General features: G+C 65.3%; 24 protein-coding genes. 22 read left to right on the forward strand and 2 right to left on the reverse strand.

Annotation, left to right across the window (positions count from 1 at the left end):
- Nucleotides 1-29 precede the first annotated feature (29 nt).
- The 22 genes from mlaD to tatC all read left to right on the forward strand — a co-directional run bounded on the left by mlaD (nucleotide 30) and on the right by tatC (nucleotide 15,606).
- Nucleotides 30-503 carry an outer membrane lipid asymmetry maintenance protein MlaD gene (gene mlaD / locus V7778_RS20690; RefSeq protein ID WP_211521610.1) on the forward strand — a complete coding sequence of 158 codons (474 nt, stop codon included), beginning with the start codon at nucleotides 30-32 and terminating at the stop codon, nucleotides 501-503.
- Nucleotides 500-1,327 (forward strand): MlaA family lipoprotein, encoded by an 828-nt coding sequence (locus V7778_RS20695; RefSeq protein WP_335558722.1) that lies wholly within the window; start codon nucleotides 500-502, stop codon nucleotides 1,325-1,327. The genes mlaD and V7778_RS20695 overlap by 4 nt, the downstream gene beginning before the upstream one ends.
- 102 nt (nucleotides 1,328-1,429) lie before the next feature.
- Nucleotides 1,430-2,077 (forward strand): MlaC/ttg2D family ABC transporter substrate-binding protein, encoded by a 648-nt coding sequence (locus tag V7778_RS20700; protein WP_335558724.1) that lies wholly within the window; start codon nucleotides 1,430-1,432, stop codon nucleotides 2,075-2,077.
- Nucleotides 2,077-2,352: an STAS domain-containing protein gene (locus V7778_RS20705; RefSeq protein ID WP_335558727.1), complete on the forward strand. Its 276-nt coding sequence runs from the start codon at nucleotides 2,077-2,079 to the stop codon at nucleotides 2,350-2,352. The genes V7778_RS20700 and V7778_RS20705 overlap by 1 nt, the downstream gene beginning before the upstream one ends.
- A gap of 185 nt (nucleotides 2,353-2,537) precedes the next feature.
- Entirely contained in the window at nucleotides 2,538-3,461 is a 924-nt protein-coding gene (locus tag V7778_RS20710; protein WP_335558729.1) for an ABC transporter ATP-binding protein, read from the forward strand.
- The gene (locus V7778_RS20715; protein ID WP_335558731.1) at nucleotides 3,458-4,225 is read left to right on the forward strand and encodes an ABC transporter permease; all 768 of its coding nucleotides are present in this window, start codon (nucleotides 3,458-3,460) and stop codon (nucleotides 4,223-4,225) included. The genes V7778_RS20710 and V7778_RS20715 overlap by 4 nt, the downstream gene beginning before the upstream one ends.
- Nucleotides 4,226-4,250: 25 nt before the next feature.
- On the forward strand, nucleotides 4,251-4,487 hold the full coding sequence (locus V7778_RS20720; RefSeq protein WP_211522907.1) for a BolA family protein: 237 nt from the start codon (nucleotides 4,251-4,253) through the stop codon (nucleotides 4,485-4,487).
- A 2-nt stretch (nucleotides 4,488-4,489) separates the two neighbouring features.
- Nucleotides 4,490-5,743: a UDP-N-acetylglucosamine 1-carboxyvinyltransferase gene (murA, locus tag V7778_RS20725; protein WP_335558734.1), complete on the forward strand. Its 1,254-nt coding sequence runs from the start codon at nucleotides 4,490-4,492 to the stop codon at nucleotides 5,741-5,743.
- Between the two features lie 2 nt (nucleotides 5,744-5,745).
- The gene (gene hisG, locus V7778_RS20730; RefSeq protein WP_335558736.1) at nucleotides 5,746-6,420 is read left to right on the forward strand and encodes an ATP phosphoribosyltransferase; all 675 of its coding nucleotides are present in this window, start codon (nucleotides 5,746-5,748) and stop codon (nucleotides 6,418-6,420) included.
- A 2-nt stretch (nucleotides 6,421-6,422) separates the two neighbouring features.
- Nucleotides 6,423-7,760 carry a histidinol dehydrogenase gene (gene hisD, locus V7778_RS20735; RefSeq protein WP_335558738.1) on the forward strand — a complete coding sequence of 446 codons (1,338 nt, stop codon included), beginning with the start codon at nucleotides 6,423-6,425 and terminating at the stop codon, nucleotides 7,758-7,760.
- Nucleotides 7,757-8,596: a DNA-methyltransferase gene (locus V7778_RS20740; RefSeq protein ID WP_335558740.1), complete on the forward strand. Its 840-nt coding sequence runs from the start codon at nucleotides 7,757-7,759 to the stop codon at nucleotides 8,594-8,596. The genes hisD and V7778_RS20740 overlap by 4 nt, the downstream gene beginning before the upstream one ends.
- Nucleotides 8,593-9,696 carry a histidinol-phosphate transaminase gene (gene hisC, locus V7778_RS20745; protein ID WP_335558742.1) on the forward strand — a complete coding sequence of 368 codons (1,104 nt, stop codon included), beginning with the start codon at nucleotides 8,593-8,595 and terminating at the stop codon, nucleotides 9,694-9,696. Before V7778_RS20740 ends, hisC begins: the two co-directional genes overlap by 4 nt.
- Nucleotides 9,697-9,742: 46 nt before the next feature.
- A complete protein-coding gene (gene hisB, locus V7778_RS20750) occupies nucleotides 9,743-10,333 on the forward strand; it encodes an imidazoleglycerol-phosphate dehydratase HisB (RefSeq protein ID WP_211521034.1) in 591 nt (196 codons plus the stop codon).
- Nucleotides 10,334-10,343: 10 nt separating this feature from the next.
- The gene (hisH, locus tag V7778_RS20755; RefSeq protein WP_335558745.1) at nucleotides 10,344-10,985 is read left to right on the forward strand and encodes an imidazole glycerol phosphate synthase subunit HisH; all 642 of its coding nucleotides are present in this window, start codon (nucleotides 10,344-10,346) and stop codon (nucleotides 10,983-10,985) included.
- A gap of 37 nt (nucleotides 10,986-11,022) precedes the next feature.
- Nucleotides 11,023-11,799, forward strand: a complete 777-nt coding sequence (gene hisA / locus V7778_RS20760) for a 1-(5-phosphoribosyl)-5-[(5-phosphoribosylamino)methylideneamino]imidazole-4-carboxamide isomerase (protein ID WP_211521036.1) — start codon at nucleotides 11,023-11,025, stop codon at nucleotides 11,797-11,799.
- Between the two features lie 169 nt (nucleotides 11,800-11,968).
- The gene (gene hisF / locus V7778_RS20765) at nucleotides 11,969-12,730 is read left to right on the forward strand and encodes an imidazole glycerol phosphate synthase subunit HisF (RefSeq protein ID WP_211521037.1); all 762 of its coding nucleotides are present in this window, start codon (nucleotides 11,969-11,971) and stop codon (nucleotides 12,728-12,730) included.
- Between the two features lie 2 nt (nucleotides 12,731-12,732).
- Nucleotides 12,733-13,143, forward strand: a complete 411-nt coding sequence (hisI, locus tag V7778_RS20770) for a phosphoribosyl-AMP cyclohydrolase (protein WP_335558747.1) — start codon at nucleotides 12,733-12,735, stop codon at nucleotides 13,141-13,143.
- Complete coding sequence (locus tag V7778_RS20775; RefSeq protein WP_335558748.1) at nucleotides 13,140-13,478, forward strand: phosphoribosyl-ATP diphosphatase; 339 nt, start codon at nucleotides 13,140-13,142, stop codon at nucleotides 13,476-13,478. The genes hisI and V7778_RS20775 overlap by 4 nt, the downstream gene beginning before the upstream one ends.
- A 123-nt stretch (nucleotides 13,479-13,601) precedes the next feature.
- Nucleotides 13,602-13,976, forward strand: a complete 375-nt coding sequence (locus tag V7778_RS20780) for a histidine triad nucleotide-binding protein (protein WP_335558750.1) — start codon at nucleotides 13,602-13,604, stop codon at nucleotides 13,974-13,976.
- 116 nt (nucleotides 13,977-14,092) lie between these two features.
- The gene (gene tatA / locus V7778_RS20785; RefSeq protein WP_211521041.1) at nucleotides 14,093-14,344 is read left to right on the forward strand and encodes a Sec-independent protein translocase subunit TatA; all 252 of its coding nucleotides are present in this window, start codon (nucleotides 14,093-14,095) and stop codon (nucleotides 14,342-14,344) included.
- Between the two features lie 12 nt (nucleotides 14,345-14,356).
- Complete coding sequence (gene tatB, locus V7778_RS20790) at nucleotides 14,357-14,851, forward strand: Sec-independent protein translocase protein TatB (RefSeq protein WP_335558752.1); 495 nt, start codon at nucleotides 14,357-14,359, stop codon at nucleotides 14,849-14,851.
- Entirely contained in the window at nucleotides 14,851-15,606 is a 756-nt protein-coding gene (gene tatC, locus V7778_RS20795) for a twin-arginine translocase subunit TatC (RefSeq protein ID WP_335558754.1), read from the forward strand. Before tatB ends, tatC begins: the two co-directional genes overlap by 1 nt.
- 150 nt (nucleotides 15,607-15,756) lie before the next feature.
- Here tatC and V7778_RS20800 read toward each other — a convergent pair whose 3' ends face one another.
- Both V7778_RS20800 and V7778_RS20805 read right to left on the reverse strand, forming a co-directional pair.
- The gene (locus V7778_RS20800) at nucleotides 15,757-17,481 is read right to left on the reverse strand and encodes an extracellular catalytic domain type 1 short-chain-length polyhydroxyalkanoate depolymerase (protein WP_335558756.1); all 1,725 of its coding nucleotides are present in this window, start codon (nucleotides 17,479-17,481) and stop codon (nucleotides 15,757-15,759) included.
- Between the two features lie 285 nt (nucleotides 17,482-17,766).
- Nucleotides 17,767-19,668, reverse strand: a complete 1,902-nt coding sequence (locus V7778_RS20805; RefSeq protein WP_335558758.1) for a DUF885 domain-containing protein — start codon at nucleotides 19,666-19,668, stop codon at nucleotides 17,767-17,769.
- Between the last annotated feature and the right edge of the window lie 150 nt (nucleotides 19,669-19,818).

Here is a 19,818-nt window from a genome sequence, read left to right on the forward strand (position 1 = left end):
TTCACAACTTAGGTTCGTAAGGTATTCACATGCATCGCAAAACTATCGACGTCTGGGTCGGCCTGTTCGTTCTCCTTGGCCTGGCCTCGCTGCTGTTCCTGGCCCTGAAGGCAGGCAACATGAGCACGATTTCGTTCAGCAAGACCTATGCCGTGACCGGCAAGTTCGACAACATCGGCGGCCTCAAGCCGCAGGCGCCGGTCAAGAGCGCGGGCGTGGTGGTCGGCCGCGTGGGCGAAATCAGCTTCGACGACAAGACTTACCAGGCCCTGGTGCGCCTCGATCTCGAGCCTTCCTATAAATTCCCGAAGGACAGCTCGCTGAAGATCCTGACCGCCGGCCTGCTGGGCGAGCAGTACATCGGCATCGAGCCGGGTGGCGATACCCAGAACCTGGTCGACGGCGACCGCATCAACCGCACCCAGTCGGCTGCGGTGCTGGAAGACCTGATCAACCAATTCATCTATAGCAAGGCCGCTGAAGGAAAGGAAGGTAGCGAATGACCCACGTTTCCCGTACCGCCCGCCGCGCTCCCGTGTTTGCCGCCGTCGCGGCAGCCCTGGTGCTCTCCGGCTGCGCCTCGACCGCGACCAATCCGCAGGACCCGCTCGAAGGCTATAACCGCGCCGTGTTCAGTTTCAACGATGCGGTCGACCGCACCGTGCTCAAGCCGACCGCCACCGCCTACAAGAACGTCACGCCGAGCTTCGTGCAGACCGGCGTGGGCAATTTCTTCGGCAACTTGTCGGACGCCTGGAGCGCCGTGAACAACTTGCTGCAAGGTAAGGGCGAGGCCGGCATGGGCGACGTCACCCGCTTCGCCGTCAATTCGACCTTCGGCATCCTGGGCCTGCTCGATATCGCCTCCGAAGCCGGCATTCCGAAGCATAACGAGGATTTCGGCCAGACCCTGGGCGTGTGGGGCGTGCCGAGCGGTCCCTACTTGATGTTGCCGCTGCTGGGCCCATCTACGGTGCGTGACACCGCCGCCCTGCCGGCCGATTTCGGCGGCGATATCTGGAAGTACAAGGAACCGGCCAACTGGCGCAACATCGGTGCCGCCGTGCGCGTGGTCGACAAGCGCGCCAGCCTGCTCGACGCCACCAGCCTGCTGGAAGACGCCGCCCTGGACCGCTACGAGTTCATCCGCGACGGCTACATGCAGCGCCGCCAGAGCCAGGTCTACGACGGCAATGTGCCGCGTCAAGCGGACGAGGCCGAGGCGTCGAATGCGGCCGAGGCGCCGGCTGCGGCCGACGCGGCGACCAGCAATGCCGAGCCGGCTGCCGATCCGGCGGGCAAGGCCAGCGAGACGCCGACGAAGTAACAAGTCCTTACACACTGGTGTCATCCGATGGCGCCAGAAAGAGTTAACAGGGAAAGCCCCCCGGCTGAGCACGGCGGGCCCCATCGATAAGGAAAGCCATACATGAAGCCATTCATCCAGTTCATCGCCACCGCGACCGCCAGCGTCGCCTTCGCCACCAGCGCGCTTGCCGCCGCTCCCGCCAGCGCCGAAGCGCCGGACGTCTTCGTCAAGCGCATCAGCACCGAGATCCTCGATTCGGTCAAGGCCGACAAGGAAATCCAGGCCGGCAACCGCAACAAGATCATGGGCCTGGTGAACACCAAGATCCTGCCGCACGTCGATTCCGAAAAAATGACCATGCAGGCGGCCGGCCGCTTCTGGCGCCAGGCCACCCCGGAACAGCAAAAGCGCCTGTCGGAAGAGTTCCGCACCTTGCTGGTCTACACCTATGCCGGCGCACTGTCGCAGGTGGATAACCAGACCGTCGAATTCAAGCCGCTGCGCGCGGAAGCCGGCGCCACCGACGTCGAAGTGCGTTCGCAGGTGAACGTCGCCCGCGGCGAGCCGATCACCCTGAACTACCGCGTCGCCAAGGGCGCGCAGGGCTGGAAGATCTATGACCTGAACGTGATGGGCGCCTGGCTGGTCGAGACCTACAAGAGCACCTTCACCAGCCAGATCAACAAGGGCGGCATCGACGGCCTGATCAAGACCCTGGCCGATCGCAACGCGCAGCTGGCGTCCAAGCCGCTGAAGGCGCCGAAATAATGGCCGAGGCGAACGCGATGCTCACGCTCGAGGCACTGACCTTCCAGACCGCGCGCGCGGCGCTGGAGCAGGGCGCGCAGGCGATCCAGGCCGGCGAGACCGTGTTCGACCTGGCCGGCATCCAGGCCGCCGATTCCTCGGGCGTGGCGATGCTGCTGGCCTGGCAGCGCCGCGCGCAGGCAGCCGGCCAGCGCCTGCGCTTCATCAACATGCCGGACAACGTCCACAAGCTCGCAATCCTCTACGGGGTCGATTCGCTGCTGCCGCAAGACTGATACACGGCGGGCTGCGGCCCGCCGTTTTTGTTTGTCGCTTCGCGGGAGGGTTGGCGGCCATGCCGCCAACCCTCCCGCCGTATCGCCCGTACCGAAATTCCCCCTGGCGCTCTTGACATTGCGAATTCACCTATAATGGGCTGTTTCCCCGCACCGTCCCAGCGCGTCCGCGCCTCCCAACAAGAATGACAGCGATCCAGATCAGCAACGTCGAGAAAAGCTACAAGGGCTTCAAGGCCCTCAAGGGCGTTTCCCTGAATATCGAGGAAGGCGAGTTCTTCGGCCTCCTCGGCCCCAACGGCGCCGGCAAGACCACCCTGATTTCCACCATCGCAGGCCTGATCCGTCCCGACGCGGGCAGCGTGCGCGTGCATGGCCATGACGTGGTGAGCGACTTCCGCGAAGCGCGCATCCGCCTGGGCGTGGTGCCGCAGGAGCTGGTGTTCGATCCCTTCTTCACGGTGCGCGAGACCCTGCGCCTGCAGTCCGGCTACTTCGGGATCAGGAACAACGATGCCTGGATCGACGAGGTGATGCACAACCTCGACCTGACCAACAAGGCCGACGTCAACATGCGCGCCCTGTCCGGCGGCATGAAGCGGCGCGTGCTGGTGGCCCAGGCCCTGGTGCACAAGCCGCCCGTGATCGTGCTCGACGAACCGACCGCCGGCGTCGACGTGGAGCTGCGCCAGACCCTGTGGAAGTTCATCGCGCGCCTGAACCGCGAAGGCCACACCGTGGTCCTGACCACCCACTACCTTGAGGAAGCCCAGGCCATGTGCCAGCGCGTGGCCATGCTCAAGCTGGGCCAGGTGGTGGCGCTGGACACCATGCCGAACCTGCTGCGCCGCGTGTCGGGGTCGCAGCTGGTGGTGCACCTCAAGAGCGGCGCGCTGCCGGAAGGCCTGCGCCACCTGGTCTCGCACGACGAACACAATAACGGCAACCGGGGTGGCAACACCTTCACTTTGCGCGTGAACGACTACGCCGAGGTGGAACCCATCCTGGCGCGCCTGCGCGAGTCGGGCGCCGTGATCGACGAGATGCAGCTCGAGCAGGCCGACCTGGAAGACATCTTCATCCAGATCATGGAGGAGGGAAAGCAATGAACCTGTTCTCCGTGGGCTTCCGCACCCTGTTCTACAAGGAGTCGCTGCGCTTCTGGAAAGTCGCGACCCAGACCGTGGCGGCGCCGATCGTCACCGCCATGCTCTACCTTCTGATCTTCGGCCACGTGCTCGACGGCCGGATCGAGATGCTCGAGGGCGTGTCCTATACCGCCTTCCTGATCCCGGGCCTGGTGATGATGAGCGTGCTGCAGAACGCCTTCGCCAACTCGTCCTCGTCCCTGATCCAGTCCAAGATCACCGGCAACCTGGTCTTCATCCTGCTGCCGCCGCTGTCGCATGCGGAGATCCTGTCGGCCTATGTGCTGGCCTCGGTGCTGCGCGGGATCGCGGTCGGCGCCGGCGTCTTCCTGGTCACCGCCTGGTTCGCCCACCTCGACTTCGTGGCGCCGCTATGGATCGTCGTGTTCGCCTTCCTGGGCGCGGCCATCCTGGGCACCATGGGCGTGATCGCCGGCATCTGGGCCGAGAAATTCGACCAGCTGGCCGCTTTCCAGAACTTCCTGATCATGCCGGCGACCTTCCTGGCCGGCGTGTTCTATTCCATTCAAAAACTGCCGCCCTTCTGGCTCGCCGTCTCGCATTTCAACCCGTTCTTTTATATGATTGACGGGTTCCGCTACGGTTTCTTCGGCAAGTCCGACGTCTCGCCCTGGACCAGCCTGGCCATCGTCGCCGTGTTCTTCGCGGTGCTGGCGGCAATGGCGATCAACCTGCTTCAGCGTGGCTACAAGCTGCGCCATTAAAATAAAGAATCTATTGGAGTTTGTCGTGGAAACCACACCAGAACTGATCCACAGCTACATCAGCGCCGGCCTCGAATGCACCCATTTGCAGGTCGAAGGCGACGGCCGCCATTTCACGGCCGTGATCGTGTCGCCTGCCTTCGCCGGCAAGCGCCCGATCCAGCGCCACCAGCTGGTGTATGCCGCGCTCGGCGACCGCATGCGCGAGGAAATCCACGCGCTGTCGATGAAAACCCTGACCCCTGAAGAATTCGGAGGCTAAGCATGGACAAGCTCCAGATCGTTGGCGGCAAGCGCCTGAACGGCGAGATTCCGGTATCGGGCGCCAAGAACGCGGCCCTGCCCATCCTGTGCGCCGGCCTGCTTACTGCGGGCGACGTGCGCCTGTCGAACGTGCCGCGCCTGCACGACGTGCGCACCATGCTGCGCCTGCTCGAGCAGACCGGCCTCAAGGTCGACCAGGACGACGAGAACGTCACCCTGAACGGCGCCAACATCACCTCGCTCGAAGCGCCGTATGAGCTGGTCAAGACCATGCGCGCCTCGATCCTGGTGCTCGGTCCCCTGCTGGCGCGCTTCGGCGAAGCCAAGGTCTCGCTGCCGGGCGGCTGCGCCATCGGTTCGCGCCCGGTCGACCAGCACATCAAGGGCCTGCGCCAGATGGGCGCCGAGATCACGATCGAAGGCGGCTACATCTACGCCAAGGCGCCCAACAAGCTGCAGGGCGCGCGCATCCACACCGATATGATCACCGTCACCGGTACCGAGAACCTGCTGATGGCCGCCACCCTGGCCCAAGGCGAGACCGTGCTCGAAAACGCCGCGCGCGAGCCGGAAGTGACCGACCTGGCCAACCTCCTGGTGTCCATGGGCGCCAAGATCGACGGCATCGGCACCGATCGCCTGGTGATCCAGGGCGTGGCCGAGCTGCACGGCGCCGAACACGCCGTCATCTCCGACCGCATCGAAGCCGCCACCTTCCTGTGCGCGGTCGCGGCCACCGGCGGCGATATCGTCCTGACCAACACCCGCACCGACATCTTCGACGTCGCCCTCGACAAGCTGCGCGAGATGGGCCTGCAGCTCACCGTGTCGGGCAACACCATCCGTGCGCGCATGGACGGCCGTCCGAACCCGGTGTCCTTCCGCACCACGGAGTATCCCGGCTTCCCGACCGACATGCAGGCCCAGTTCATGGCCGTGAACACCATCGCCTCGGGCCCGAGCCGCGTGACCGAGACGATTTTCGAGAACCGCTTCATGCACGTGCAGGAGATGAACCGCCTGGGCGCCTCGATCCACACCGAAGGCAATACCGCCTTCATCAAAGGCGTGGACCGCCTGGTGGGCGCGCCCGTGATGGCGACCGATCTGCGCGCCTCGGCGTCCCTGGTCATCGCCGGCATGGCGGCCGAAGGCACGACCCTGGTGGACCGCATCTACCACCTGGACCGCGGCTACGACCGCATGGAAGTGAAGCTGTCGGCCGTGGGCGCCGACATCGTCCGTATCAAGTGAGCATGAATCCGAACAGTCAAAACACGAGTTCCGGCCTGATCCTGGCGCTGTCCAAGGGCCGCATCTTCGAAGACACCCTGCCGCTGCTCGCCGCGGCGGGCATCGAGGTGCTGGAAAACCCCGAGACCTCGCGCAAGCTGATCCTGCCGACCAACGACCCCGGCGTGCGCGTGCTGATCGTGCGCGCCAGCGACGTGCCGACCTATGTCCAGCACGGCGCCGCCGACTTCGGCGTGGCCGGCAAGGACGTGCTGCTCGAGCATGGCGGCGAAGGCCTGTACCAGCCGATCGACCTGCAGATCGCCAAGTGCCGCATGTCGGTCGCGGTGAACGCCGGCTTCGACTACGAGACCGCGGTGCGCCAGGGCGCGCGCCTGCGCGTGGCGACCAAGTTCGTCAACACCGCGCGCGAGCACTTTGCAAGCAAGGGCGTGCACGTCGACCTGATCAAGCTGTACGGCTCGATGGAGCTGGCGCCGCTGGTCGGCCTGTCGGACGCCATCGTCGACGTGGTCTCGACCGGCGGCACCCTGCGCGCCAACAACCTGGTCGAAGTCGAAAAGATCATGGACATCTCCTCGCGCCTGGTGGTCAACCAGGCCGCGCTCAAGCTCAAGCGCGAGCGCCTGCAACCCATCCTCGACGCGTTCCAGCGCGCCACCGCTCAACAAGGCTGACCATGGCAGTACAGATCCGCAAGCTCGATTCCACCGCTCCCGATTTCAAGCCCACCCTGGACGCACTGCTGGCGTTCGAGGCGGAGACCGATGACGCCATCGAAACGGCGGTCGCGGCGATTCTTGCGGATGTCCGGAAGCGCGGCGACGCCGCCGTGCTGGAGTACACCAACAAGTTCGACCGGATCCCGAACGGCGGCGCATCCTCGATCGCCGCCTTCGACGTCGCGCAGGCGGAACTCGACGCGGCCCTGGCCGCGATTCCCGAAGCCCAGCGCGCCGCGCTGCGCACCGCCGCCGAACGCATCCGCGTATTCCACGAGCGCCAGAAACAGGAACTGAACGGTTTTACCTTCACCGAGCCTGACGGCACCGTGCTGGGCCAGCGTGTGACCCCGCTCGACCGCGTCGGCATCTATGTCCCGGGCGGCAAGGCCACCTATCCCTCGTCGGTGCTGATGAACGCGATTCCGGCACAGGTCGCGGGGGTGAAAGAGATCGTCATGGTGGTCCCGACCCCGGACGGCGTGAAGAACCGCATGGTGCTGGCTGCCGCCGCGATCGCCGGCGTGACCCGCGTGATCACCATCGGCGGCGCCCAGGCCGTCGGCGCCCTGGCCTACGGCACCGCGACCATCCCGCCCGTCGACAAGATCGTCGGCCCGGGCAATGCCTTCGTCGCCTCGGCCAAGCGCCGCGTGTTCGGCACCGTGGGCATCGACATGATCGCAGGGCCCTCCGAGATCCTGGTGCTGTGCGACGGCACGACCGATCCGGACTGGGTGGCGATGGACCTGTTCTCGCAGGCCGAACACGACGAGCTGGCGCAAGCCATCCTGCTGTGCCCGGATGCCGATTACATCGCCAAGGTGGAGCAGAGCATCCACAAGCTGCTGCCGACCATGCCGCGTCATGAAACCATCACGACCTCGCTGACTGACCGCGGCGCCCTGGTCAAGGTGCGCGACATGGAGGAAGCCTGCGCGATCGCCAACGCCATCGCCGCCGAGCACCTGGAAATCTCGGCCGAGGAGCCGATGCGCTGGGCCGATAAAATCCGCCACGCCGGCGCCATGTTCCTGGGCCGCTTCTCGTCGGAGTCCTTGGGCGACTACTGCTGCGGCCCGAACCACGTGCTGCCGACCTCGCGCACGGCGCGCTTCTCCTCGCCGCTGGGCGTGTACGACTTCCAGAAGCGCTCGTCCATCATCCAGGTGAGCGAGCAGGGCGCGCAAACCCTGGGCAAGGTGGCGGCCGAACTGGCCTATGGCGAAGGCCTGCAGGCGCACGCCAGGAGCGCCGAATTTAGGCTCCAACCTTTAAGGATCAAATCGTCATGACGGACTGGGTCGACCAGGTCTTCTGCGAGGATGCGCTCGAAGGACTCGCGCGCATCCCGGATGCGTCCATCGACCTGGTCCTGACCGACCCGCCCTACAACCTCGGCAAGGACTACGGCAACGCTTCCGACCAGCAGAGCGTCGAAGCCTACCTGGCCTGGACCGAGCAGTGGATCGCCGCCGTGCTGCCCAAGCTGAAGGCCAACGGCAGCCTGTACATCTTCCTGACCTGGCGCTTTGCGCCCGAGATCTTCGTGATGCTGAAGAAACGCATGACGATGATGAACGAGATCATCTGGGACCGCCGCGTGCCCTCGATGGGCGGCAGCGTGCGCAGCTTCAGCTCGGTGCACGACACCATCGGCTTCTTCGTGAACCGCAAGGATTATTACTTCGACCTGGACGCGGTGCGCATTCCCTACGACGCCGAGACCAAGAAGGCCCGTTCGCGTTCGATCTTCGTGGGGGCCAAGTGGCTGGAAGTCGGCTACAACCCGAAGGACGTGTGGAGCGTATCGCGCCTGCACCGCGAACACCCGGAGCGCGCCGACCACCCGACCCAGAAGCCGCTCGAGATCATCGAGCGCATGGTCAAGGCCTCCTGCCCGCCGGGCGGCGTGGTGCTCGATCCCTTCATGGGCAGCGGCACCACGGCCATCGCGGCCCAGCGCCTGGGGCGCCGGTTTACCGGCTTCGAGCTGAACCCGGCCTATTGCGAGATCATCCAGGCCCGCCTGGCGGCGCCCGAGGTGCCCCTGGCGGCCAAGGCGGCAGCCAAAAAACGCAAGGCGGCGGCCAAGGGGGCCATTGCCATCACTTCTGAAGGAAATCCATGAGCGCCATCGACAAGCTGATCGAGAACACCATCCGTGCGGACGTGCGGGCGATCGGCAGCTACCATGTGCCGGACGCCAGCGGCTACATCAAGCTCGACGCGATGGAGAATCCCTACGCGCTGCCGGAAGGCTTGCGCGCCGAGCTGGGCGCGCGCCTGGCCGACGCGGCCCTGAACCGTTATCCGGTAGCGTCCTACCGTACCATCAAGAACAAGATCTGCGCCAAGCTGGGCGTGCCCGCCGGCTATGATGTCCTGCTCGGCAACGGCTCGGACGAGTTGATTGCGATCATGGCCACCGCCGTCGCACGGCAAGCGAATGGCGCTGACATGCGACGGGCCGTGGTCATGGCCCCGGTGCCGGCCTTCGTGATGTTCTCGCGCTCGGCCCAGTTCGCCGGGGCGGACTTCGTCGGCGTGCCGGTGAAGGCCGATTTCTCGCTCGACCGCGAAGCCATGCTGGCCGCCATCGAGCAGCACCAGCCGTCGCTGGTGTTCCTGGCCTACCCGAACAACCCGACCGGCAACCTGTTCGACGACGCCGACATGGAAGCGGTGATCCGCGCCCTGGGCGACAAGGGCATTGCCGTGGTCGACGAGGCCTACCAGCCTTTCGCCCAGAAAAGCTTCATGGGCCGCCTGCCGGACTTCCCCAACCTGGTGGTGATGCGCACCCTGTCCAAGCTGGGCCTGGCCGGCATCCGCCTGGGCTATCTGTCCGGCAATGCCGAGCTGCTGGCCGAGTTCGAAAAAGTGCGTCCGCCCTACAACGTCAACGTGCTGACCCAGGTGGCGGCCGAGTTCGCGCTCGACCACCTGGAGATCCTGGACCGCCAGGCCGAGAGCATCAATGCCGAGCGCAGCCGTTTGGCGAGCGAACTGGCGGCCCTGCCGGGTGTCGAAGTCTTCCCGTCCGCCGCGAATTTCATCGCGCTGCGGGTACCGGACGCCGACGCCGTCTGCGCCCGTCTCCATGCCGAGAAGGTCCTGATCAAAAATTTGAGTAAAATGCATAAGCTGCTGACGAACTGCATCCGCGTTACGGTCAGCACCCCGGAAGAAAACATCCAATTCCTGACTGCCCTGAAAGCGTCCCTGTAACCGGTCTCTCCCCAAGGGGAGAAGGCCGACTGACGAGCACCCTGCAATGACCCGCACCGCCGACATCACGCGCAACACCAACGAGACGCAGATCCGCGTCGCGATCAATCTCGACGGCACCGGCCGCCAGAAGCTGAACACTGGCGTTCCCTTCCTCGACCATATGCTGGACCAGATCGCGCGCCACGGCATGATCGACCTCGAGGTCGAAGCCGTCGGCGACCTGCACATCGATGCGCACCATACCGTCGAGGACACCGGCATCACCCTCGGCATGGCGGTGGCCAAGGCCGTGGGCGACAAGAAGGGCATCCGCCGCTACGGTCATTCCTATGTGCCGCTGGACGAAGCGCTGTCGCGCGTGGTGATCGATTTTTCCGGCCGTCCGGGCCTGGAAATGCACATCCCGTTCACGCGCGCCATGATCGGCACCTTCGACGTCGACCTGACGGGCGAATTCTTCCGCGGCTTCGTCAACCACGCCGGCGTGACCCTGCACATCGACAACCTGCGCGGCGTGAACGCCCACCACCAGTGCGAAACCGTGTTCAAGGCCTTCGGCCGCGCCCTGCGCATGGCCACCGAGCTGGACGAGCGCGCCGCCGGCATCATTCCTTCGACCAAAGGCAGCCTCTGAGGCCCACACCATGACGACCAAGATTGTGGTGGTGGACGGCCTCGGCAACCTGCGCTCGGTGGCGCAGGCCCTGCGCGCGGCCGCGCCGGAGGCCGAAGTGCTGGTCTCGAGCAAGGCGGCCGACATCGACGCGGCCGACCGCATCGTCCTGCCCGGCCAGGGCGCGATGCGCGACTGCATGAACAGCCTGCGTGAATCCGGCGCCGAGGAAGCCCTGCTGCGCGCCGTGAAGAACAAGCCGGTCATGGGCGTGTGCGTGGGCGAGCAGATGCTGTTCGACGCGAGCGAGGAAAACGAGGGCACCCCCGGCCTGGGCCTGCTGCCCGGCAAGGTGGTGCGCTTCCAGCTCGACGGCAAGCTGCAGGCGGACGGCTCGCGCTTCAAGGTCCCGCAGATGGGCTGGAACCGCGTGCGCCAGACCCGCGCCCACCCGCTGTGGGAAGGCGTGGCCGACAACAGCTATTTCTATTTCGTGCACAGTTACTATGCGGCGCCGGGCGACCCGCTCGACACCATAGGCGAAGCCGACTACGGCGCGCCCTACTGCTGCGCGGTGGCGCGCGACAATCTCGTCGCCACCCAGTTCCACCCCGAAAAGAGCGCGGCCGCAGGGCTGCGCCTGTACCGCAATTTCATCCACTGGAATCCTTGAACTTCCGTTCAACCCCGTCAACCAAACGACCACCATCATGCTGCTGATCCCCGCCATCGACCTGAAAGACGGTCACTGCGTTCGCCTGAAACAAGGCGATATGGACCTCGCCACCGTGTTTTCCGAAGATCCCGCCGAAATGGCGCTGCACTGGCTCAAGAAAGGCGCGCGCCGGCTGCACCTGGTGGACCTGAACGGCGCGTTCGCGGGCAAGCCCAAGAACGAAGCGGCGATCAAGTCGATCCTGCAAGTGGTGCAGGAATACGCCGACCAGAACGACCTGGACGAGATCCCGGTCCAGCTGGGCGGCGGCATCCGCGACCTCGACACCATCGAGCGCTACCTGGACGACGGCATCACCTACATCATCGTCGGCACCGCCGCGGTAAAGAACCCCGGCTTCCTGCACGACGCCTGCGGCGCCTTCCCGGGCAGCATCATCGTCGGCCTGGACGCCAAGGACGGCAAGGTCGCCACCGACGGCTGGAGCAAGATGTCGGGCCACGAGGTCATCGACCTGGCCAAGAAATTCGAAGGCTACGGCGTGGAATCGATCGTCTACACCGACATCGGCCGCGACGGCATGATGGCCGGCGTGAACATCGAAGCCACCGTCAAGCTGGCCCAGGCCGTGCGCATCCCGATCATCGCCTCGGGCGGCGTGCACAACCTGGCCGACGTGGAAGCGCTGTGCGCGGTGCAGGACGAAGGCATCGAAGGCGTGATCTGCGGCCGTTCGATTTATGAAGGCACGCTGGACCTGACCTCGGCGCAGGTGCGTGCGGATGAACTGACTGAGGGCGCGGACGCTTAACCGTCAGTCCGCAGCCTTGGCACGTCATCCCCGCGAAGGCGGGGACCCAATGCCCTTGTCCAGTGTGAACGGGGATGCAGTACCGATCTGCAAGCAAACTTGGGTCCCCGCCTTTGCGGGGATGACGTTCGGGCGCTAACGACGGAACCAGGCTAACGCTACAACTTATATGCTCGCAAAACGCATCATCCCCTGTCTCGACGTCACCGGCGGCCGTGTGGTCAAGGGCGTCAACTTCACCGAGCTGCGCGATGCCGGCGACCCGGTCGAGATCGCACGCCGCTATGACGGGCAGGGCGCCGACGAAATCACCTTCCTCGACATCACCGCCTCGAGCGACGGCCGCGACCTGATCCTGCCGATCATCGAAGCCGTGGCCTCGACCGTCTTCATTCCGCTGACCGTCGGCGGCGGGGTGCGCAAGGTCGAGGACGTGCGCCGCCTGCTGAATGCGGGCGCGGACAAGGTCAGCATGAACACCTCGGCCGTCACCAACCCCCAGCTGGTATTTGACGCCTCGCAAAAGCACGGCTCGCAGTGCATCGTGGTGGCGATCGACGCCAAGCAGGTCGCGCCCGGCAAGTGGGAAGTCTTCACCCATGGCGGGCGCAACGCCACCGGCCTCGACGCCGTCGAGTGGGCGCGCAAGATGGAAAGCCTGGGCGCCGGCGAGCTGCTGCTCACCTCGATGGACCGCGACGGCACCAAGGTCGGCTTCGACCTGGGCCTGACGCGCGCCGTCTCGGACGCGGTCGGCATCTCCGTGATCGCCTCCGGCGGCGTCGGCGGCCTGCAAGACCTGGCCGACGGCATCCTGGAAGGCCACGCCGACGCGGTGCTGGCGGCCAGCATCTTCCACTACGGGCAGCACACGGTGGGCGAAGCCAAGCGCTACATGGCCGAGCGTGGCATCCCGATGAGGCTGGAGTAAGCATGGCGACCAACGCAAAATGGCTGAACAAGGTGCGCTGGGACGAACACGGCCTGGTGCCGGTGATCGCCCAGGAAGCCGCCACCGGCGACATCCTGATGTTCGCCTGGATGAACCGCGACGCCCTGGCCAAGACCGCCGAGCTGGGCGAGGCCGTGTACTGGAGCCGTTCGCGCAAGAAGCTGTGGCACAAGGGCGAAGAGTCCGGCCACGTGCAGAAGGTGCTGGAAATGCGCCTCGACTGCGACGAGGACGTGGTGCTGCTCAAGATCGAGCAGGCGGGCGGCATTGCCTGCCACACCGGGCGCCACTCCTGCTTCTTCCAGAAATTCGACGGCGCCGACTGGCAGACGGCCGAGCCGGTGCTGAAGGATCCCGACACCATTTATTCCGCGGATAAGAAACCCTCATGAGCGTTACCCTGGCCCGTGTCGCGGCCGTGATCGAATCGCGCAAGCTGGAAAACGGCGGCGACCCCGACAAATCCTATGTGGCCAAATTGTTCGCCAAGGGCGACGACGCCATCCTCAAGAAGATCGGCGAGGAAGCCACCGAGACCGTGATGGCCGCCAAGGACGCGCGCGTCTCCGGCGACGCCACCAAGGTCTTGTACGAGTGCGCCGACCTGTGGTTCCACTCGATGGTGCTGCTGGCCCGCTTCAACCTGACGCCGCAGCAGGTACTGGACGAACTGGCGCGCCGCGAAGGCTTGTCCGGACTCGACGAAAAAGCTGCCCGGAAAGAGTAGTCAGTACTCACTCGCTATCCATCGGCCGGCATGTGGTGACAAGATCGTCATCCCGATGTCATGCGGCGCTGGTAGGATAGTCGGGTTTTCCAACGGAAAGCACTGTAATCATCCGGAGACAAGATGGATAACTGCATTTTTTGCAAGATCGTCGCCAAGCAGATCCCGGCCGCCGTCGTCTACGAGGACGACGACCTGCTCGCCTTCAAGGACATCAACCCGGCCGCGCCGGTGCACCTGCTGGTGATCCCGAAGCAGCACGTGGCCACCCTGTCCGACTGCAGCGCCGAGCATGCCGCCGTGCTGGGCAAGATGCTGGCGCTGGCGCCTCGGCTTGCCGAGGAGCATGGTGTCGCGGTAAAGACCGACGGCGACGGCGGCCGTAGCGGCGGCTTCAAGACCCTGATCAACAGCGGGCCGGATGGCGGACAGGAGGTCTACCACCTGCACCTGCATATGTACGGCGGCAAGCGCCCCTGGCGCGGCCTGGGAACGTGAGCAAGCGCCTAAGTCCCTTCTAAGCTTTTATATGGGGGCAAGAGCCCCACATCGCGTATACTGAAATATACGCATTCCCGATTTACAGGCGCTTGGCGCCTTGCTAGGAGACAAACATGGGTTCGATGAGTATTTGGCACTGGGTCATTGTCCTGGTCGTCGTGATGCTGATTTTCGGCACCAAGAAGATCGGCAATATCGGTTCCGATCTCGGCAAAGCAGTGAAGGGCTTCAAGGACGGCGTGAAGGGTGACGAAGAGAAGGCCAATGCGGCCAACGCCAACCCGAACGCTTCCACCACCCAGCCGCAGCAGGTCGCCGACAAGACGACCATCGACGTGGAAGCCCGCGACAAGACCCGTTCGTAATTCCAGGGTCCCATGATCGATCTCGGACTGTCCAAACTCGCGATCATCGGCGTCGTCGCCCTGGTCGTGATCGGCCCTGAAAAGCTGCCGAAGGTGGCGCGCATGGCGGGCACCCTGTACGGGCGCGCCCAGCGCTACCTGCACGACGTGAAGTCCGAAGTCAGCCGCGAGATCGAGCTGGACGAGCTGCGCAACCTGCACAAGGAAGTGCAGGAGAGCGCGCAGTCGTTCAAGGACGAGGTCGAGCACACGGTCCACAGCCACGTCGACGAGGTCGAGGCGCTGTGGGACGGCCGCGCGGCCCATGATTCCGGCTTCAACGTGCCGGCCACGCCGCAGGACATCGAGCGCAAGGCGCGCGACTTCCGCCGCAAGAAACTGGTGCGCACTTCGAGCGTGCCGGCCTGGTACAAGAACCGCCATGGCACCAAGCGCCATGTGATGTCGGGCGCCGCACGGGTGCGCAAGTTCCGCCCGGGTTCCAAATCCAATACTTCCTTCTTCTGATGACTGAGCAAGCCGCCGGCGAAGAAACCTTCATCTCCCACCTGGTCGAGCTGCGGGACCGCCTGGTCAAGGCCTCGATCGGGGTCGCGATCGTGTGCGCGGCGCTGATGCTGTGGCCGGGGCCTTCGCACATCTACGACCTCATTGCCGCACCGATGATCGCATCGCTGCCGGTCGGCTCCAAGATGATCGCCACCGGCGTGATCTCGCCTTTCCTGGTGCCGATGAAGGTCACGCTGCTGCTGGCCTTCATCCTGGCGCTGCCCTGGGTGTTCTACCAGGCCTGGGCCTTCATCGCGCCCGGCCTGTACGCCCACGAAAAACGCCTGGTGCTGCCGCTGGTGGTCTCGTCCTCGCTGCTGTTCATCGCCGGCGTGGCCTTCTGCTACTTCTTCGTGTTCGGCCGTGTGTTCCACTTCATCGGCGAGTTCGCGCCGCAGTCGATCGCGGTGACGCCGGACATCGAAAACTATCTCGACTTCGTGATGTCGATGTGCCTGGCCTTCGGCGTCACCTTCGAAGTGCCGGTGGTGGTCGTGATCCTGGTGCGCATGAACATCGTCAGCCTGCAGAAGCTGCGCGAGATCCGCTCCTACGTGATCGTCGGCGCCTTCGTCATCGCCGCCATCGTCACACCGCCCGACGTGGTCAGCCAGCTGGCGCTGGCGATTCCGATGTGCCTGCTGTACGAGCTGGGCTTGCTGCTGGCGCCGGTGTTCGTCAGGGCGACACGGCGGCCGGAAGAGACGGTCTAAACCTCACCTCGACGCTCCCAGCCTCATCCCCGAAGGCGGGGACCCAAGTTCGTTGCGTATGGCTAGCTGATGCATAGGCCACTGGTACGCGGAAAACTTGGATCCCCGCCTGCGCGGGGACGACGTGCCGAGGGCCCGGGAATAAGACCGTTACGGGCAGTTCCCAATCACGTAATACCCCGCCGCCGTCTGCGCCAGGGTCGTCGTATAGAAGGTATTGTTCAACCCCATATTCTGGTTCGACCCGTTCGCCAGCGCATAGCCGCCACTGTTATGCGCCCGTCCGGCCTGCACGTGCGCGTAATTGCTGGCCGTCGTCACCGAACAGGCGAAGCCGGACGTCGTGCTCGCGCTCACCGCCCCCGACAGCGCGCTTTCCACGCCATTCCCCAGCGCCGACACCTGATAGGTATAGCTCGTCGACGCCGCCAGCCCGGTATCCGTATAGCCGGTCGCGGTCAGCGCCGAGGCATTCACCTTCGTTCCATTGCGGTAGACGTTATAGCCAGTCGCCCCGCCGGCCGCATTCCATGACAAGGCGATGCTGTTCGCCGTCCGCGCCCCGACTGCCAGGCCGGCGGGCGGCTGCAGCGCCGGCGCCGTGCCGACCAGGAATTGCGGAATCGCGCAGGCCGCCGACACCTGGCCCGTGCCGCCGGTGGCCGTGACGCTGCCCGTGTAATAGCCGTCGGCGCGCGCGCCGTAGGCCTTGCTGAAGCTGGCGCCGCTGCCGGCCGCGGCATCGTCCACCGGCGAAGGCCCGCTGAGCACCACCCGGTAGCTGGCGACCGAGCCGCCGGCCACCGTGGCCGCGCCATTCACCGTCACCGTCGATCCCGACACGCTGGCGCTGCACGCACTCATGGCCGGCGCGGGCGCGCGCGCCACGCGCAGGTTGTTCTTGAACCAGAAATCCATCACGAAGGACGGATAGTTCACCGTGCTCGCGTTGACGTAGTTGCTGTTCTGACCACCGCTGCCGGCCGGCCAGGCGTGGGCCAGGCCGGATACCGCGATCTCGGAGGTGCGCAGCTTGCCGTTCGCGTCCAGGTAAGGCGTGTTGCTGCCGCCGGTCGGCACCGTGGCGGTCGCGCCCTTGGTGTAGGCGCCGCCGTAGACCTGGCGCATGGCAGCCGCGTCGAGCGGGCCGTAGGCCTGGGCCACCGTGTAGTCGCTGGCGCCCCAGATGACGCTGGCGATCTGGGTCGAGAAGTGGCCGGCATTGCTCCCCGCCCACGCGCTGCAGTTGCTGGCCACGCTGGCCGCGGTCGTGCCCGAGGGGACCATCGAGATCTGCGAAGTCGACACGGTGGGCGCCGGTCCCGCATTGATGCCGATGCCGGCGAAGATGTCGGGCGCCACGCAGCCCAGCACCATGGTCTTGGCGCCCCCCGAGGACAGGCCGGTGACGTAGACCTGCTTGGGGTCGATCGCATACTGCGGGTTGCTGACGAAGCGGTTGACCAGGTCGAGCAGCACCGCGTTGTGGCCGTAGCCGCGGCTGCGGTTGGCGGCGGCCCAGTCCCAGCAATGGGCGGAGTACAGGTTGCCGGTGGCGTTGGGCGCCAGGATCACCGCCCCGTACTGGTCGGCCGCCGCCTTCCAGTTGTAGCCCTTGTCGCTGGCGCCATCGATGACGTCGTTGCCTGCCGTCTGGGCGCAGCCGTGCAGCACCAGCACCAGCGCGCGCTTGCCGTCCAGGACTGGCTGGGTCGCGGGCCAGTAGTAGTAGCCGGTGAGGGCGCCGCCGTTGGTGGTGTCGGTCGCCCAGGCCTGGTTGGCGCTCCAGCTTCCCGGTCCGGCCTGGACCTGGGCCTGGACGGGTGTCCACGATGCGCATACTGCCAGGCAGGCGGCGGCTGCCGCCCGATTCATGCGTAATGCCATTGAAGCCTCCGTTCATTGCGTGAGACTGCGGAACCGGGCGGACAGGCGTGAGCGATCACGCCGGCGCACGCCCGGCTTGGGATGACAAACAGGAAAAGACTGGCTGCCCGCGCGCTAGGACGACGGCGAAGTGATGAGGGTCATGAGGATGGTCTCCAGCTGTGTTGTCGTGGTGGGCCGCTCGAAGCGGCCTCTGCAAGCATTATGCGGCTGGAGTGGCGCGCACAAGCTGGGCGTGCAGGCACGCCGCTTGTGCGCATTTGCACAGCGAATTTACTGCATCAGTTCCCCGATCATCTTGACCGGCGCGTTGCCGTAGCTGAGGAACTGGTCGTGGAATTCCTTCAGCTTGAAGCGCTCGCCCAGCTGCTGCTTGCGGCGCTCGCGCAGTTCCACGATCTGCTCGTAGCCGCTGTAGTAGCTGGTCAGCTGCACCGAGCTCAGGGTCACGCGACGCCATTTTTCGTCGGCTTCCTGGCGCGTCTGGAAGGCCTGGCGCGTCAGCAGGTCGATCGCCTCGTTCTGTCCCATGCCCAGCACGTGCACGCTGTAGTCGAGGATGGTGTTGGTCACGCTGCGCAGGTTCCACTTCGAGTACATCAGCCACATCTCGGGTGCGTTGCCGCCGTAGCCCGATTCCAGCATCATGCGCTCGCCGTACACGGCCCAGCCCTCGACCATGGCGCCGTTCCCGAACAGCGACTTGATCAGCGAAGGCGACTTGTTGGCGTGGACCAGCTGGGCGTAGTGGCCGGGAATCGCTTCATGGATGTTCAGGATCTGCAGGATCCACTCGTTGTACTCGCGCAGGCTGCTCTCGGCCTGTTCCGGCGTGAGGTTGTCCATCGGCGTGACGTTGTAGTACGTCTTGTCCTTCGGACGGTAAGGGCCCGGCGCATCGATGCTGGCGCCGGCCACGCCGCGCTGGTACATCGGGGTTTCGCGCACTTCGAGCGGCTTGTCGGGGTCGAGCGTGAGGAGGTCGTTCTTGATGACCCAGTCCTGCAGCAGCGGGATCTGGCGGCGGATCTCGGGGAAGAAGTTCTCGCGCGCGACGTGGCGGGCGGAGAGCTTGTCGATCATCATGCCGATCTTCTGGAAGCGCTCGCGCGGCTTGTTCACGCCGGCCATGTAGCGTGGCCACAGCTCGTCCGAGATCGCGTCCATGCGCGCCAGCAGTTCCTCGCGCGTGGCCAGGGCCTTGCGGTAGGTCTGCTCGGCGCTGCTGGACGACTGGATCTCGAGCGCGAACTTCTGCTCGTACAGGTCCTTCCCGGCGCGGAAGGGGCGCGCATCCTTGGAGACGTGCAGGTTTTTCTCGAGCTGGGTCAGGAAGTCCACGTAGCCCAGCACCGCGGTGCCGGCGTTGGCGATGCGCTGGGCGAAGATCGCCTTTTCCTGCGCGCTCAGGGTCGATTCCTGTGCCGCCTTGCCGAGGTCCGCCAGCACCGCGATGGTGCCCGGCGCCTGGGCGATGGCGAGCTGGGTGTGCTCGACGGTCGGCTTGGTGATCGAGGCTTGCGCGGCCTGGTAGTAGGCCGGCACGTTGGCCAGGCGCTTGAGGATGGTGCGCAGGCGCTGCGGCTTGGCCGCATACTCGGTGTTGAGGATCAGGTCGAGCGGCTGTGCGATGTTGTACAGCGACGGATTCCACTGGTACTCGCGCCAGGTGCCGAGGTTCCAGCGGTCCTTTTCCAGCTTGTTGACCAGGAGCGCCAGGTCGGTGCGGTGGCGCGGCGACAGCTGCTTGGGATCGAGCTTGCCGAATTTTTCCAGCCACTCGCTGGCGAAGGCCAGTTTCCTGGCGCGGGTGGCGTCGTCGGGGAGGGTGAGGCTGGCGGCCTGGTCGAACTTGCCGACGTAGATGCCGCCTTCCGGGTCCATGCGCCACTGCGCGGTCAGGAACTGCATGGAGAGGGTCTCCATGCGGCGGTCGAGGCGGAAGGCGGAGGCTTGCGCCGTTGGGGCGGCGCCGGCGGCGGTGGCTGCCGCCGCTGCGGCGCCGGCGACGGCGGCTTTCTTCACCGGCGCCTTCTTGCGCTTGTCGGCGCTCTTCGCCTTGACGACTTTCGTGGTTTTCGCCTTGCCCTTGGCGGGCTTGGTGGTCTTGGCGCTGGCCGGCGCCAGTGCGAAACTCGCCAGCAGCACTGCCAGCGCGATTTTCGTTTTCATCATCGTATTCGGCCCTGTAACAGAAAAAAAGCGGGGCGCCCGCTGCGTACTGCTGTGCAGGGAGCGCGTGAAGAGTAGCACCATTCAGGCCGCTTGCGGGGGCCTGAAACATTACGACACCTTGTCGTGAAACGGAGTGTTAGCTCTTCGGCA

The sequence above is a fragment of the Massilia sp. DD77 genome (genome assembly GCF_036961685.1).
Lineage (GTDB): Bacteria > Pseudomonadota > Gammaproteobacteria > Burkholderiales > Burkholderiaceae_D > Telluria.